This is a genomic window from Eubacterium sp. SB2, assembly GCF_001244405.1.
GTDB classification, from domain to species: domain Bacteria; phylum Bacillota; class Clostridia; order Lachnospirales; family Lachnospiraceae; genus Faecalicatena; species Faecalicatena contortus_B.
The window spans coordinates 178,649-194,855 of sequence record NZ_LN865150.1; the positions used below are offsets into that span (position 1 = coordinate 178,649).

Annotated in this window: 11 protein-coding genes; all 11 read left to right on the forward strand. The window is 43.7% G+C overall.

The genetic code is table 11. From position 1 onward, the window contains the following. Positions 1 to 192: 192 nt before the first annotated feature. The 11 genes from BN1938_RS04065 to BN1938_RS04115 all read left to right on the forward strand — a co-directional run bounded on the left by BN1938_RS04065 (position 193) and on the right by BN1938_RS04115 (position 16,098). Positions 193 to 2,142 (forward strand): BglG family transcription antiterminator, encoded by a 1,950-nt coding sequence (locus BN1938_RS04065; protein WP_050639374.1) that lies wholly within the window; start codon positions 193 to 195, stop codon positions 2,140 to 2,142. Positions 2,143 to 2,168: 26 nt separating this feature from the next. Beyond that, positions 2,169 to 2,630, forward strand: coding sequence for a PTS sugar transporter subunit IIA (locus BN1938_RS04070; protein ID WP_050639375.1), 462 nt, complete (start codon positions 2,169 to 2,171; stop codon positions 2,628 to 2,630). Position 2,631: 1 nt separating this feature from the next. Beyond that, positions 2,632 to 2,940: a PTS fructose transporter subunit IIB gene (locus tag BN1938_RS04075; RefSeq protein ID WP_025654041.1), complete on the forward strand. Its 309-nt coding sequence runs from the start codon at positions 2,632 to 2,634 to the stop codon at positions 2,938 to 2,940. Next, the gene (locus tag BN1938_RS04080) at positions 2,940 to 4,025 is read left to right on the forward strand and encodes a PTS fructose transporter subunit IIC (RefSeq protein WP_050639376.1); all 1,086 of its coding nucleotides are present in this window, start codon (positions 2,940 to 2,942) and stop codon (positions 4,023 to 4,025) included. Before BN1938_RS04075 ends, BN1938_RS04080 begins: the two co-directional genes overlap by 1 nt. 132 nt (positions 4,026 to 4,157) lie before the next feature. After that, the gene (locus BN1938_RS04085) at positions 4,158 to 5,042 is read left to right on the forward strand and encodes a class II fructose-bisphosphate aldolase (RefSeq protein WP_050639377.1); all 885 of its coding nucleotides are present in this window, start codon (positions 4,158 to 4,160) and stop codon (positions 5,040 to 5,042) included. A gap of 62 nt (positions 5,043 to 5,104) precedes the next feature. Beyond that, positions 5,105 to 5,830, forward strand: coding sequence for a nuclease-related domain-containing protein (locus tag BN1938_RS04090; RefSeq protein WP_050639378.1), 726 nt, complete (start codon positions 5,105 to 5,107; stop codon positions 5,828 to 5,830). Between the two features lie 2 nt (positions 5,831 to 5,832). Further along, complete coding sequence (locus BN1938_RS04095) at positions 5,833 to 7,461, forward strand: class I adenylate-forming enzyme family protein (protein WP_050639379.1); 1,629 nt, start codon at positions 5,833 to 5,835, stop codon at positions 7,459 to 7,461. A 47-nt stretch (positions 7,462 to 7,508) separates the two neighbouring features. Continuing rightward, the gene (locus BN1938_RS04100) at positions 7,509 to 9,116 is read left to right on the forward strand and encodes an acyl CoA:acetate/3-ketoacid CoA transferase (protein WP_050639380.1); all 1,608 of its coding nucleotides are present in this window, start codon (positions 7,509 to 7,511) and stop codon (positions 9,114 to 9,116) included. An 18-nt stretch (positions 9,117 to 9,134) separates the two neighbouring features. After that, positions 9,135 to 9,974 carry a 3-hydroxyacyl-CoA dehydrogenase family protein gene (locus BN1938_RS04105; RefSeq protein WP_082202780.1) on the forward strand — a complete coding sequence of 280 codons (840 nt, stop codon included), beginning with the start codon at positions 9,135 to 9,137 and terminating at the stop codon, positions 9,972 to 9,974. A 71-nt stretch (positions 9,975 to 10,045) separates the two neighbouring features. Next, a complete protein-coding gene (locus BN1938_RS04110; RefSeq protein ID WP_050639382.1) occupies positions 10,046 to 11,227 on the forward strand; it encodes a thiolase family protein in 1,182 nt (393 codons plus the stop codon). A gap of 1,055 nt (positions 11,228 to 12,282) precedes the next feature. Continuing rightward, complete coding sequence (locus BN1938_RS04115; protein WP_242843801.1) at positions 12,283 to 16,098, forward strand: hypothetical protein; 3,816 nt, start codon at positions 12,283 to 12,285, stop codon at positions 16,096 to 16,098. Positions 16,099 to 16,207: the final 109 nt, after the last annotated feature.

Sequence of the window (16,207 nt, forward strand, 5' to 3'; positions counted from 1 at the left end):
AAATTTGAAAAGTAAATAAAACAAACGAAATATCGGTTAATGTGCACAAAAGGAGGGGGAATAAATTTGTTAAATGTGATATATTTACCATTGATTGCACTAAGTTCATTGGTTAAAGTGCAATTAACTGATTTGTAAATAACTGCTGAAACTAGGTATAATATCTACAGAACAGCAAGGAAAGGTGGTCAAATGTTTTTACCAAGAGAAAAGAAAATCCTTCATTTGCTCTATAAAAATGAAAATAAGTTTACCACATCACAAATTGCTGCGGAATTAAAAGTCAGCCCAAGAACAATCAAGGCTGATATAAAGAAGATCAGGGAGATTCTGGAGAAAAATTCCTGCAGTATTAAGACAAAGCAGGGGGTTGGCCTTTGGCTGTATTATGATGAAGCCGGAGAACAGTTTCTGCAGTCAGTCTTGTATGAGATGAAGGATTCCTACATCTCATCGGATGTGAGGAAGTATTACGTTGCTGCTTATCTGCTCTTACATAATAAAAAGTATATATCAATGGAATCAATTGCAAACCTACTTTACGTGAGTAAAGGAACGATTGTGAATGATGTATCGGAGTTGATTTCCTTCTGGGAGAAATTCGGTATTACCTTCATAAAGAAAGTAAAATACGGGATTAAGGCAGAAGGTTCGGAAACACAGATTCGATGGGCGCTGACAGATGTTCTGAAAAAGGTCGGCGGAAAAAGCGGAAGAATTGAAAATGAGAAGATACAGACGCTGTTTACAAAAGTGCGGCTGGAAAGTTTAAAGCGTATCATCCGGTTGGCAGAGAATCGGTTCCATTTTGTATTGACGGATATTTCTTTTGATGAACTTTTGATTCAGCTTGCGATTCTGATAACGAGAGTTCAGATGGGATGTGTGACAGAGCCGGAGGAAAAAAAGAAACAGGCCAGTGAAGGAAGAAAAGCCTGGTTTGTAAGCCGTTATATTCTGGAACAGATATATGAACAGTTGGATGTTGAAATTCCGGAATCTGAGATTACATTTTTGATGACGTGTCTTCTGGCAGTCAGATATCAGATTCCTATGACGAAAGAAAAGGACAGAGAGAAAACCCGTGCCAGAGAGCCTCAGATGTTTGATGATATCATGTCACTTCTACAGGAAGTGGACGAACAGTATCAACTGCAGCTGGAGGAAGACAGCGAATTGGCATGCGCGCTGTTCGATCACCTGGAATGTATGGTTCACAGGTTCCAGAGCATGATGTATCTGGAAAATCCGATTTTGGATGCGGTGAAAAAGGAAATGTTCTACGAATATGAGATTGCTTCTTATCTGATATCAAAGTTCGGACAGAAATACGGACTGGAGACGACGGAGGATGAGATCGGCTATGTCTCATTTCACATAGGAGCAGCCATAGAACGAGCACGACAGAAAATGAAAAAAAATCTGTCTGTCACAATTATATGTATGACCGGTATCGGAACGTCACAGTTTGTTTCCATGAAGCTGAAACGATTGTTTCCGGAAATAGAAATTAAGCAGATTATTTCGGGAAACCAGGCAGATAGTTTAGAACCGGAGGCACAGGATTTTGTAATCTCAACAGTGCCTATTTATAAAGAAGGAATCGAAGTGCTTCATGTATCGTCGGTTTTGAGTGAAACGGATATTCAGAGAATCCGAAAATACATTCAGAAAAAAACAAGCCATCTACAGGAAGAAAATACTGAATATTTTTACCTAAAGAAGTTTTTGAATAGTTCCATCTCCATTATGAACTGCGATTTGAAGTCAAAAGAAGAAGTAATCAAACTTCTGGGAGGAAGGATGATCAGCGAAGGCTATGTAGATGAAGGGTATATACAGTCTGTATTTGAAAGAGAAGAACTTTCGGAAACTTCAGTAGGCAGTCTGGTAGCTATACCGCATGCATTTGAAGGGCACATACGTAAACAGGGAATTGGATTCATGACTTTACAGAAACCCATCATATGGGGCTCAGAGAAAGTACAGATTGTCTTTATGCTGGCGTTGGATGCAAAGGTGGAGAATAACTTTCAGCGGATTTTCAGCGATGTGCTGGATCTGACACGAAATATAAAAGATGTTGAACAGGTATTAAGAGCAAAAAAATTTAGCGAGTTAGATATTTTGACAAAGGCATAGACATGCAGGAAAGGAATAAACACAATATGAATGTATCAGAAATGGTGAATGAAAAGCTTGTAAATTTTGGATATGAAGCCAAGACAAAAGACGATGTAATCAAAGGACTTGGCAAAATGATGTATGATGCAGGGAAAGTAAATGACCTGAATAAATATATTGAAGGACTTTACGAAAGAGAGGCCGTATTTTCCACGGGGGTCGGAAACGGTGTCGCAATACCCCATTGCAAATCAGACTGCGTCAGAGAAGCAGCATTTACGCTGGTTAAACTAAAAAATTCGGTGGAATGGGAAACACTGGATGGACGTCCGGTTGACTACGTGATTATGCTTGCTGCACCAAACACATCAGATAACGCACATCTTGAAATGCTTTCCAAGCTGGCAGCGAATCTGATGGATGATGATTTCCGGGAAACGCTGAAAGGTGCATCTACAGTCGAGGAAATCAAAGCGCTGTTTTCATCAAAAAAGGAGGAAGAGTAATATGTATATTTTAGGAGTGACAAGTTGTCCGGTTGGGATTGCACATACCTATATGGCAGCATCCAATCTGGAAAAGACTGCAAAGAAAAAAGGTCTGGAAATCAAAATCGAAACGCAGGGGGCTGCCGGTGTTGAGAATGAGATTACAAAAGAAGACCTTAAAAGGGCAGACGCAGTGATTATTGCGAGTGATGTAAGAATAAAAAACGCCGAGCGTTTTGACGACCTGCCGACACTGACCGTCGGTGTCAGCGAAGCAATCAAAGATGCAGAAGGAATTATAAAAGAATTATTGGAGGCGTTAGAATAATGGCAGAAATCAAAAGAAAAACAAAAAAGAAAAGCCAGGGAGCTTTTCTGAGAGATTCTATTATGACAGGTATTTCCTACATGATTCCAGTAATTGTAGGAGCAGGTGTAATTCAGGCAATTGCAAAGGCACTGGGCGGATATGATATCGGAAACCATATGGATCAGATTGATACAATTGCAAAAGCAATCATGCTTCTCGGACAGAACATGATGAACTATGTTGTACCGGTTATTGCAGCATTTATCGCATATGCGATGGCTGATAAGCCGGGACTTGCACCAGGCTTTGTAATGGGTGCTCTTGCAGGTGCAATCAATACCGGATTTGTCGGCGGGGTTGTCGGTGGTATCATGGTTGGTTATTTTGTACTTATGCTAAAGAAGATTAAGGTGCCAAAGGCAATACAGGGTATCATGCCGATTCTGGTCTATCCGGTAGTCACGACACTGGTCTGTGGTCTGCTGATGTATTATGTGGTAGGACGCCCAATCAGTTGGTTTATGGCATGGCTTACCTCAGGACTGATGGCTCTGAGCGGCGGTTCCAGATTCGTACTTGGTGCAGTAATCGGGGCAATGATTTGTCTGGATCACGGAGGTCCTATTAACAAAACGGCAGCTCTGTTCGTAAACGGACTGAATGCTGACGGATTCTTAATTCCTACTTCTGCTAAAATGTGTGCAGGTATGACATCTCCTCTGGGAATTGGTCTTGCATGTTTCATCGGCGGAAAAAAGAAATTTACAGAAGCTGAAAGAGAGCAGGCAAAATCACTGTTTATCCTGTCATGCTGCTATGTACAGGAAGGGGTTATCCCATTCCTGATGAAAGACCCGGTTCGTGTTGCAATTTCCTGCTGCACAGGAGGTGCGATTACAGGCGGTCTGTGTATGATGCTCGGACTTGAGTCTCCGGCAGTTCATGGTGGTGCATTTGTTATTGCCATGACATCCAACCCGCTTTTGTTTATCGGTCTTTGGCTGTTAGGCGGTTGTATTACAGGCGTACTGTATGCAGTCCTCAGAAGACCACTGCCGGAAGGATATGTAGAAAGCGAAGAAGACATTGTATCTATTATTTAATTTCTCAGAAAGGAAGAAGCTTTGGCTTTTTCCTTTCTACACTTAAAGCAGAACCTGACAGACGGCTAGATATATTTTTACCGGGCGCCGAAAAGTATGTACGGCAGCCCGGGATATAAGGAGAATAATAATATGTATGTATCAATGAAGGATATGCTCTGGCATGCACATCAAAATAATTATGCAGTTATGGCAATCAATTGTGTAAATATGGAACAGGCGAAGGCGATTATCCAGTCGGCAGAAGAAGAAAAATCTGCGGTAATTATCAACATTTCCCCCCGTCAGATGAAAGCCCACGGACATGGGGATATTCTTGCCCCGATGATAAAAGGAATGGCAGAAAAAGTATCAGTTCCGGTTGCATTCAATCTGGATCACGGCGCTGACCTTGAAGATATAACAGCGGCCATGAAATATGGATTTTCAAGTGTGATGATTGATTCTTCCAGTTATGATTTTGAAGAAAATGTCAGAAGAACACAGCTGGTAGCTTCTCTTGCACACGGTATGGGACTGTCCTGTGAGGCAGAATTAGGACATGTAGGAATGGCAAAAGAGGCAGATAACGAAAAGGCGGACTTGTACACAGATCCACGCCAGGCTAAGGAATTTGCAGAGAAAACGGAATGCGACTGCCTTGCAGTGGCGATCGGAACGGCTCACGGAAGTTACCCCAAAGGATTTGTCCCAAAACTGGATTTTGACCGTTTGAAATTATTAAAAGAGACACTGCAGATGCCGCTTGTGCTTCATGGCGGTTCCGGTGCCGGAGAAGAGAATATCAGAAAAGCAGTAGCATATGGAATCAATAAGATCAATGTATGTACAGACTTGTTTAAGCATGCGAGAATCGCAACAGCAAAGGCTCTGGAGGCGAATCCGGAAATCGATTATATGGATCTTTGTATTGCGGCACAGGAAGCAATGAAAGATTTTATTAAGAGTTACATGAGAGTGATCGGTTCCAGCGGCCGCTATGATTTCGACAAGTATGAAGGGCCGGAGTTAGACTGATGGATTGAAAAAAGAAATACATTCTTTCCGACAATCGGCGGGGAATGTATACGAGGTGGACTATGGGACAGGATGTTTGGTTGGAATTACTTCCGGGGCTGCTCCTGGCAGTGGGAATGATTGCGGTTTTTAAAGGCGGAAGCGGATGGTATCTTTTTCGCCGGAGTATCTATAAAGAGATTTATTCTAATTACCTGGAATATGCAATGAGGAAGAAAAGCCTGACAAAACTGTCGGAAAGCTATTACCTTGATTCGCGGTTCGGCAGGCACAGGATTTTTTATCAGCTTGCCGCTGCGAAAGGGGAAAAGACCCCGCAGGCTTACGTTATCATCTTGCTGACCAGCGGAATGTATGTATTGGATATTAAGAATCAGACCGGCCAAATTGAAGCGTCAGTCCGGGGGGATTTTAAATATCAGGCAGTTGAAAAAGAAAAGAAAGGCAAAAAAGCCAAAGTAGAAATCAAAATGATGCGTAATCCTATGGATGAGATACAATATTTCCAATCGCAGATTATTCGGAAACTAAATAAAAAAGAACTTACGATTCATCCGATCGTCGTGTTTCCTGATGCGAGTACATTGACATGGAAAGACGGGAAAATACCAGATTTGGTTGCGGTCATTCACAGAAAACAAGTGTATCAGACAATGAAAGAGATACATGAGAAGAAAGCAGATGTTTTCAGTGAATCAGAAATAGAGCATATGTATCTGGCGCTTGCCGGAGAGGTGCTTGAAGCTGAGAAAAATAAACGATTCGGCTTCAGAAAAAAAGAGGTGTAATCATGTTAAATGGAAAAGATGTATGGAATATGTGGTTTCAGAAGGAGATGGGTGACCTGACTGTCGGAGACCGGACCGTTTATACTTTTCCGAAGATGAAGAAAAGTTTTTACGAGATGCTGAAAGATACGGCAGAAAAATTTTCTGAAAAAACAGGCCTTTGCGATAACTGGGGGCGCTGTTACAGTTATCAGGAATTTCTTCACATGGTGGATTCCATGGCGGCATATCTGAAATATGTGCGTCATTTGGAAAAAGGAAGTCATGTGGGACTGCTTTTAAATAATGGAATTGAATTTGCAACATCCTTTTATGCATTATGTAAACTGGGGGCCGTTGCGGTGCCGTTTCCGACAAAATACCGGGAACCGGAAGTGCGCTCTTTGATTGAAAAAGCGGATCTGCAGGGAATTCTGGCGAGTGAGGATTACGGATGGGTTCGGTCTTACAGTGAAGCCGGAATCTTCGTAGAGGTAACGGCAGATGAGGAGGAGGGATATGGTTTTGCAGAGGCAGTCGCAAAAGGAAATATCTCAGAGATGATGTGTGCGGAGCCGGGTTGTGGTGAATTGAATGATGAATTTATCCTGATGTTTACGTCAGGGACGACTTCTGCAAGTAAAGGCGTTATTTTAAAAAATTATAATGTCAATCATGCGGTGATGATCTACCAGAAGCTGCTGGAACTTGGACCGGAGGATAAAACAATCATTCCCGTACCGATTTATCATATCACAGGCTTGGTGGCGCTGCTTGGGCTGTTTGTCTATATCGGCGGAACAATCTATCTGTATAAGCGGTACGATGCAAAGCGGATTCTTGAAGGTGTAAAGAGGGATGGAATAACATTTATGCACGGCTCACCGACCGTATTCGGACAGCTGTTGGATTACAGAGAGGAATTCCCTGAGCTTCCGGGTATCCGGACACTGGCATGCGGCAGCAGTTATATGCCGGTGGAAACGATGAAGAAGCTGCACCGCTGGATGCCGCTGATGAAATTTTGCAACGTTTATGGAATGACGGAAACTTCTTCACCGGGAACGGTATTTCCGTATGATGCTGCCACAAGTCTGTATCCTGGGTCAGAGGGGAAACCGGTCCCGGGGCTGATGCTGAAAATATTGGATGACGATGGCCGGGAAGTGCCGGACGGTACGGTTGGAGTCGTATATTTAAAAGGTGCAAATATTTGTGAATATTACTATCATCTGAAAACCCCGCTGATTACGGAAGACGGATGGCTCAATACCGGAGATATGGGATATATCAACGAGGACTCGTATGTTTTTATCGTAGACCGGAAAAAGGACATGATAAACCGGGGCGGAGAGAAAATCTGGTGTACAGATGTGGAAGATGAACTTGTTGCGGTCGAGGGGGTTAAAGATGCAGCAGTGGTAGGGATTCCGAGTAAAAAGTACGGAGAAGTGGCTGCGGCATTGATTGTTCTTGAGAGCGGCGTGCAGATGACAGCAGAGGAACTGAAGGCGGATTTGAAGAGCCGTTTGGCAAAGTTTAAGATACCGGAGCAGATTTTATTTGCAGATGTAGTTCCGAAGACACCGGGACTTAAGACAGATAAAAAAACAATCAAAACGATGTTTGCTGATGCGGACAGAATTTCGTAAGAAGAGGGTTTGCGGCGAAATGAGATGAAAGAGAGAGGAAAGAAGTTATGCTGAAAGCAAATTTTGTGAGTGCGAAGGAAGCGGCTGCTAAGATAAAGGACGGCAATACTGTCTGTACGATTGCGATGACACTGGTAAGTGCCAGCGAATCTATTTTAAAGGAACTGGAAAAAAGCTATCTGGATACAGGACATCCGTCAAATCTGACGTTGCTTCACTCTTGTGGGCAGAGTGACCGCAAAGACGGAATTCAACATCTGGCACACGAAGGTATGGTAACCAAAATCATCGGTTCTCACTGGGGCTTGCAGCCGCGTTGGATGGACATGATTGCAAACAGCCAGGTTGAGGCGTACTGTCTGCCGCAGGGCCAGATTGCACAGCTATACCGGAGCATGGCATGTGGCCTGCCGGGAAAAATGTCAAAAGTCGGACTGGGAACATTTATTGATCCACGTGTGGAAGGCGGAAAGATGAATGAGCGGACAAAGCCGCTGAAAGATATTGTAGATATCATCGAATATGATGGTGAAGAGTACATGTTTTACAAACAGATACCGATTGATGTATGCGTAATCCGGGGTACGGTTTGTGATGAGATGGGAAATCTGACAACCACCGAAGAGGCTATGAAACTGGAAGTGCTTCCGGCGGTTCTGGCTGCCAAAAGGTACGGCGGAATCGTGATCGCACAGGTCAAACAGGTTGTACAGACAGGTACTATCAATCCGAAGGATGTGACGGTCCCGGGAGTATTTATTGATGATATTGTTGTCTGTGAGAACCCCCGGGAAGACCACCGGCAGACCTCTTCCTGGTATTTTGATCCGTCGTACTGCGGACAGGTACGGGTACCGCAGGGCAATATTCCTCCGGCGCCGTTTAATGAACGGAAATTCATTGCCCGAAGAGGAACGCAGGAATTATATGATGGTGCAGTCGTGAATCTTGGAACAGGAATTCCAAATGATATGGTCGGAAAAGTGTGCAATGAAGAAGGGGTTTCCGATGATATTATGATTACCGTAGAGTCAGGAATCTACGGAGGAGTCCAGGCCGGAGGGATTGATTTTGGGATCGGTCAGAACCTGTATGCAATGATCGGACATCATGAGCAGATGGATTATTACAACGGAGCCGGTGTCGATATTACATACATGGGGCTTGGAGAACTTGGAGAGGACGGCAGTGTCAATTCGACCAAGATGGGATCGAGATGTACAGGTGCAGGCGGATTCATTGATATTACGCAGAATGCGAAGAAAGTAGTATTTCTCGGAACATTTACGGCGAGCGGAGCAAAATATCAGTTTGCTGACGGCAGGCTGACCATTTTACAGGAAGGAAAAATCCGCAAGATGGTAAAACAGGTTGCACAGTTGTCTTTCAACGGACCGATGGCCAGAGAAAAAGGCCAGGAAGTTACGATCGTAACAGAACGTGCAGTATTTTGTCTCTGTAAAGAGGGCGTGGAACTGATAGAAATCGCGCCGGGAATAGATTTACAGACACAGGTGCTGGATATGATGGATTTTCAGCCGCTTGTCAGCCCAAAGCTGAAGCTGATGGATGAGAGATTATTCATCCAGGATGGTCCGTTTGGACTAAGGTTAAAAGAAAAATCCTTGAAAATAAAGGGAAAACGAATTGACTAAATTGGGAGGTAATTGGGAATGAAAATTGCAGTAATTGGTGCAGGACTTATGGGAAGCGGTATCGCACAGACATGTGCGCAGGCCGGATATGAAGTGAAGAATATTGATGTGTTTAAACCAGCGATTGAAAAGGCAAAGGAGAACATAGAGAAAATATTTGTAAAGAAAATTGCCAAAGGAAAAATTACAGAAGCAGAGAAAGCCGAAGTACTTGAAAGACTGACATACAGCAGTAATATGGAGGATGTAAAAGGCGCAGATCTGATTATCGAAGCAGTTCCGGAGAAAATCGATCTGAAAAAATCCGTATTTGAGCAGCTGGATAAACTGGCTGATCCGGAGACTCTGATAGTGTCCAACACGTCAGGATTAAGTATTTCAGAAATCGCAGCAGCAACAAACAGACCAGATAAAGTAATGGGGGTACATTTTTTCTATCCGGCTCCGGTTATGAAACTGGTAGAGCTGATTCGCGGAATTGCAACTGCAGATGAGACTTACCATAAAGTAAAAGAATTTGCAATTACGATTAAAAAGACAGTGGTAGATGCACCGGAATATCCGGGATTTATCGTAAACCGCGTACTTGTACCGATGCAGAATGAGGCAGCATTCATGGTAATGGAAGGCTGCAAACCGGAAGATGTCGATAACGCAATGAAACTGGGATGCAATTTCCCCATGGGACCATTGGAGCTGACAGACTTTGTAGGTGTGGATGTTATGCTTGCAACGATGACAGGACTGTACAACGGTTTCCATGACAGCAAGTACAGACCATGTCCATTGCTTGAGACTATGGTAAAAGCAGGACATCTTGGAAGAAAATCCGGACAGGGATTCTATAAATACGAATAAGATTTCAGAAAATTCAGAAAACGAAGGGCAAAGGGGTCAGACCCCTTTGCTGGGTGAGAGGAGAGACAGTGATGAAAGAAGTAGTAGTAGTCAGCGGCGTTAGACTTCCGGTTGGAAGTTATGGCGGCAGTTTAAAAGATATTTCAGCAATTGACATGGGTGCGATGGTAGTAAAAGAAGCAGTGGATCGTGCGGGGATTGATCCGGCGGTCGTAGATGAAGTAATCATAGGGCAGGTTGGGGAGGTTGCAGAGAATGGATTTGCTGCAAGGGCAATCAGTTTGAAAGCAGGAATGCCAAAAGAGACAACTGCATATTCTGTAAACCGTCAGTGTGGTTCCGGATTGCAGTCCATTGCAGAGGCTGTGATGGAAATCCAGACAGGTCAGGCAGAAGTTGTAGTGGCAGGTGGTTCTGAAAATATTTCTCAGCTTCCGTATTATGTAAAGGATGCCCGCTGGGGAGCAAGAATGGGACACAAAGTGTTTGAAGATGGTGTGATTGATATCCTGACATGGCCGCTTGACGGAAATCATAATGGTGTAACAGCAGAAAATGTTGCTGAAAAATATCACGTAACAAGAGAAGAACAGGATGCGTTTGCAGTACAGAGCCATCAGAGAGCCTGTGCGGCAATCAAAGCAGGAAAGTTCAAGGATGAGATTCTTCCGGTAGAGTTAAAAGACCGTAAAGGAAATGTAACAATATTTGATACAGACGAAGGACCGAGAGATGGGCAGAGTATGGAAAAACTTGCAAAGCTTCGGCCTTGCTTTGTAAAAGGCGGTACGGTAACAGCTGCAAACTCTTCCACCTTGAATGATGGTGCGGCGGCAGTTGTCGTTATGTCAAAAGAAAAAGCAGAAGAACTTGGAGTATCTCCGAAGTTAAAAATCGGAGGTTATGCAATTGCAGGGTTTGATGCAGAACTGATGGGATATTCACCGAAGTTCTCCAGTGAGAAGCTGGCGGAAAAATTAGGTCTGGATCTGAAATCCATCGATATGTTTGAAATTAATGAGGCATTTGCGAGCCAGGCATACGCAGTAAGCAGAGATCTCGGACTGGATCCTGAAAAAGTAAATATTTATGGCGGCGGTATCTCCATCGGCCACCCGATTGGCGCGACCGGTACAATGCTGACTGTAAAGGTGATGTATGAATTGATGCATACAGATAAGAAAGATGCGATGATCAGTATGTGTATTGGCGGAGGACAGGGAATTTCCATGTACTTTACAAAATGTGAATAAGAGATGATACCGCTAAAAGTTGTTTAGATTGAGTCCGAAAATGGGGCGCTGTCGGGAAATAGATAATCCGCACAGCGCCCCATACCCAATTCTAAAAAATTCTGATTTCCAAAATAATCTGATAAATATGTGGAATTAACACAATTATTGATTAATTTATAAAAAAAGAATAAAGTGTGTTGACAAAGATGAGCTTGTATGATATTATCTAACTAATCCAAGAGAGATAAATAAAAAAGAAAAAGATATCTCAAAGGAAATCATCTGAATGGACATAAATAAAAATGTTCCATTAGATTAAAATATCAGATGAAGGAGGAAAGGTCCAATGGACAATTCGACATCATTTATTAATCAATATGTTAGTGGTACGGCAAATGGAAGTTCCTGTGAAGAAGAGACCTTTACCGATATAAGATAAAGGAATCCAGTACAAAAGAAGAATGAAAAGGATTTAATCGGAGAGTTCTGAAGCTGGATTAAAATCAACGATTTACCATTTGCAGACGTATTGAATATAGATACCACATATAACAGAGTTCCTGACATGTGTAAAGAAACATTAACAGGATATCATTTCATAAAAAGTGTACATAGTTATAGAAGAAATAGCTTAATAGGATGCCGGAATATTGTTAACAATACTGCGGGAACCAAACAGCTATAGGATGAATAACCTAAGGTTATGCTTTAGAATTATGAATCGATACCAAGAGCGAAAGTGATTGGGTTCTAGTTGTATAATCGATTTGTATATTGAAGGACAGGAGGTTTAATAAGCCAGTCTTAGTGAACAGACTGAAGCATCAATAAACAAAGCGGTAAAGGTCTTACAGGAACGTAAATCAGGAGATTCCTCCGATTTATAAAATATATAGAATGAGAAAATTAAATAAGTCTTAAAATGCATCTTCAATGTTAATTGAGGATGCATTTTTTTGACATTGAGGAGGGCTTATGGTAAACTAAGGACAGAATTATCTGCACATGTGCGTATAAACGGGCGTATGCCGGATAAAAGATATAAATAATATTATATGAACGAGGTGAGTGCAGTGGATAAGTACGAATATAAGTTAAAGACAGAACAGATGCTTGAACTTATGGAAAGCGGTGCATATAATAAAGCCGCCGAGATTGCGGATACCATCGACTGGAAGAGAGTCAGAAACGCCACTATGCTGACGAATGTCAGTGACATATATGAGAGGAACGGGGACAATCAGAAGAGTTATGAGGTTCTGAATATTGCTTATCATCGTGCAGAAGGCAGCAGGAAGGTTATCTATCGTTTATGCGCTCTGGCACTTAAAACGGGAAATGTGGATGAAGCCATTGACTATTATGATGATTTTATGCAGGTTGCGCCGAAGGATCCCAACCAGCATATTTTGAGATACAAGATATTAAGAGCCAGAAGGGCTCCGGTCGAGCAGCAGATTGAGGCTCTCGAGGAGTTTAAGAAGGCAGAGTACATTGAAGAATGGGCGTATGAACTGGCCAGATTGTATCAGGAGGCCGGAATGACGGCAGAGTGTCTGGAGGAATGCGACGACCTGATTCTCTGGTTCAGCGAAGGAAAGTTTGTTTATAAGGCGATGGAACTCAAGATGCAGTATAAACAGCTGACACCTTCACAGCAGGAGAAGTATGACCATCGCTACGAAAAGATTGAATCAGAGACAGAAGAACTTCCTGACCTGACAGAATATCAGGCGAGGAAGGCAGCTCTGACGTCAGACGAGCTGGACGGTGATGAGGCGGATGACACGGACGCGCCGGCAGAAGTAGATGAGGGTGTGTATGAACCGGCAGATGACGATGAGGTTCCGGCTGAAGAGGATTCAACAGAGCGGGAGCCGAATCACGAGGAGATGCCGGAGACAGAAGAGGAGCCGGATGACCTTCCGGTAGATGAGACGGTGCAGAGACTGGAGCAAAAAGGAATTGGCAGCAGGATGAAGCTGGAGGATGCTCTGCAGAGTCTTTTGCGGCCTAAAAAGGAAGAACCTGAGCCAGAAGAGGAAGAGCTTGAAGAAGAAGATGTGCCTGAGCTTGAGGCGGCAATCGAGGAGATCGAATCAGTAATTGATCTGGAACTTGTAAATGAATATGCAGTGAAGCGTAAAAGAGAGATTCACTTTGACAAAGATTTGGAAGAATTGAAAGCGGAACCTCTGGAGGAAGAACTCTCCGATGATATAGAGGAAGATCCGTCTCAGGAAGAGACTGCGGCAATCGAAGCTGCGGATGAAGAACTGCAGGAAGCGGCAGAGGAAATTATCAGCGAGGTATTCTCTGAGGAAGCTCAGGGGGCGGCGGAAGCGGGACTCTTAGAAGAGACAGCAGAGACGGAAGGTATTGACGGCGATTTACTGGAAGAAGTTCTGGAATCGGCAGAAGCGGAGCTTTGGGATGAGGAGCCTTTGGAAGAGGATGTGGATTCTGCAGAAGAACCATGGGATGAAGAGGCGTTAGAGGATACAGAGGAAGAGCCGTTGGAGGAAGAACTGCTGGAAGATTCAGAAGAAGAACTGTTTGAAGAGGAACCAGTGGTAGAGCAGGCAGCGGAGCTGTCGGAGGACTCTTATGAGGAACTGCTTGAAGAAGAGCCAGTGGAAGAACACGCAGTAGAAGAGTTACAGGAAGAGCCAGTGGAAGCGCTGCCGGAAGAAGTGCCGGCATATGACTTAGCAGAAGAGATTACCGGGAACGAATTACTGGAAGATTCCGGGGAAGAACTGCTGGAGGAAGAGTCCAATTATGGTTTAGAAGAGGAATTTACCGAGGACGAATTACTGGAAGATTTCACGGGGGATCTGCCGGAAGAAGAGTCTGCGTATGGTTTAGAAGAGGAGTTTAACGAGGATGAAATAGGGGAAGATTCTACGGATGATCTGCCGGTCGAGGAACACCCGTATAGTATAGAAGAAGAATTCTCAGAGGAAGACATATTGGAGGATGCAGAGGAAGAATTCCCGGAGGACGAACCGTTCACAGAAAAAGAAGTTGAACTTCAGGAGGAGCCAGATGTAGAAGAATCTGAGAGAATAGAAGAAGCAGCAAAAGCAGATAATATTAAGCAGGAGAATAAAAAGCCGGTGAATGACGATCAGGTTGAAGGCCAGCTCAGCATCGAAGATATATTGATGGGTATGGGACATGATGAGCAGAAGGAACCGGCAGAAGAGGACAAGATGGAAGAAAAGAAGAAAAATGCGGAACCGATACTGCCGCCGGATATTCAGAGACTGATAGATGAGATTGAGGGGGTGCTGCCTGAGGAGCCTCAGCCGGTGAGAAGAACGGCGGGACGGGCTGACGAACCACGTGAGAATATGGGAGCAATTACGCAGCAGCTCCGTATCGACGATATTGCAGAGTTCCTGGATGCTTCAGACGATCTGGAGGAAGATATGGAAGGCTTTATTGACGATCTTCCAGAGGAAGTTGATGAGTTTGCTCCAAGGACAGAACAAGAGGCATATGAGGATGACTATGCCGGCGAGTATGAAGACTCTTATGAAGAAGAGTACGATGATGCAGAGGAATCCTATCAAGACGAAGAAGAGGAATTTACGGCAGAATATGAAGAAGCCGATGAACTCTATGATGATGAATATGACGACGGATATGACGGACAGGATGAATTTGAAGAGGAGTACGAAGAAGATTATTCTGAAGATGAGTTTGATGACGGTGAAACATATGAGGAAGACTACGAGGATGCCGGGACAGAATCATATGAAGAAGAGTATGATCAGGATTACTATGATGAGTATGAGGAGGAACTGGCAGAATACGATGCAGAGGAGCCTTCTGATGATATAGAAGATATAGCGGCTGGGCTGGAAGAAGAGTTCCGCCCGAATCCGGAGCATGCGGAGGGATTTGACGACAGGGAGATTCCAGACGATGATGACGGTATTGATATTATGTCTGCAACGACCCCGCTGAGCCGGAAAGAGACCGCTAAGATGATTGCTACAGGCAAGACTGCGCCGCTTCCGCTCAATGAGATATCCGATGCCCTTTCTATGTCAGACACGGGATTTGTCGTCCATGGAAGATATGATCTGGAGACACAGAGCGGGATCGGGACAAGGGCCGGACTTACCGAGGAGCAGAAAAAGTTATTCTCCTATTTTGTTCCGGTACGCGGCATGAGTGAGCAGCTTGTGGATGTACTTGAACAGGATCATAACTGTTCAAACCGCAATGGAACTTCCAAAACGGGCAACCTTCTCATTATTGGAAATAAAGGGAATGGAAAAACAGTTCTGGCTGTGGACGTTGTAAAAGCAATCCAGAAGCAAAGAAACATCAGACAGGGTAAGGTTGCAATCGTTACGGGCGATTCTTTGAATAAGAAGAAGATCAGTGATATTTTTGAAAAATTGTACGGCGGAGCTCTGATCATTGAGAAGGCTGGGAAGCTGAATGAAAAGACCGTGGCAAGGCTGAATAAGGCGATGGAAAGAGATACGGGAGAGATGATGGTGGTTCTGGAGGAACAGAGAAAGCCTCTGGACAGACTGCTTTCTTCTAACAGGGAGTTCCGCAGGAAGTTTACAAGCCGTCTGGAAGTGCCGATTTTCATTAACGATGAGCTTGTAACATTCGGCCAGACGTATGCCCAGGAGAACGGATACCGAATCGATGAGATGGGAATTCTTGCACTATACAGCAGGATTGATGCACTTCAGAGAGAGGATCATGCAGTTACAGTAGCTGAAGTTAAGGAAGTCATGGATGAGGCTATGGAGCATTCTCAGAAGGCATCTGCTAAGAAGCTGGTAAAACGAGTATTTGGCAAAAATACGGATGATGCTGACAGGATTATCTTGTCAGAAAAGGATTTTAATATATAATAGTGAAAAACAGACAGATTCTGCCGAGTCTGTCTGTTTTATTTCCGGACGGTAAATATTTTTGGAACATTCTGTATCAGAACTCTGTGACTTGCAGAGAAGGATTTCT

Coding starts and splice junctions, on each gene's coding strand:
- BN1938_RS04070 (WP_050639375.1), top strand. CDS start 2,169: ATGAATGTATCAGAAATGGTGAATGAAAAGCTTGTAAATTTTGGATAT.
- BN1938_RS04105 (WP_082202780.1), top strand. CDS start 9,135: ATGAAAATTGCAGTAATTGGTGCAGGACTTATGGGAAGCGGTATCGCA.
- BN1938_RS04100 (WP_050639380.1), top strand. CDS start 7,509: ATGCTGAAAGCAAATTTTGTGAGTGCGAAGGAAGCGGCTGCTAAGATA.
- BN1938_RS04095 (WP_050639379.1), top strand. CDS start 5,833: ATGTTAAATGGAAAAGATGTATGGAATATGTGGTTTCAGAAGGAGATG.
- BN1938_RS04085 (WP_050639377.1), top strand. CDS start 4,158: ATGTATGTATCAATGAAGGATATGCTCTGGCATGCACATCAAAATAAT.
- BN1938_RS04110 (WP_050639382.1), top strand. CDS start 10,046: ATGAAAGAAGTAGTAGTAGTCAGCGGCGTTAGACTTCCGGTTGGAAGT.
- BN1938_RS04065 (WP_050639374.1), top strand. CDS start 193: ATGTTTTTACCAAGAGAAAAGAAAATCCTTCATTTGCTCTATAAAAAT.
- BN1938_RS04090 (WP_050639378.1), top strand. CDS start 5,105: ATGGGACAGGATGTTTGGTTGGAATTACTTCCGGGGCTGCTCCTGGCA.
- BN1938_RS04075 (WP_025654041.1), top strand. CDS start 2,632: ATGTATATTTTAGGAGTGACAAGTTGTCCGGTTGGGATTGCACATACC.
- BN1938_RS04080 (WP_050639376.1), top strand. CDS start 2,940: ATGGCAGAAATCAAAAGAAAAACAAAAAAGAAAAGCCAGGGAGCTTTT.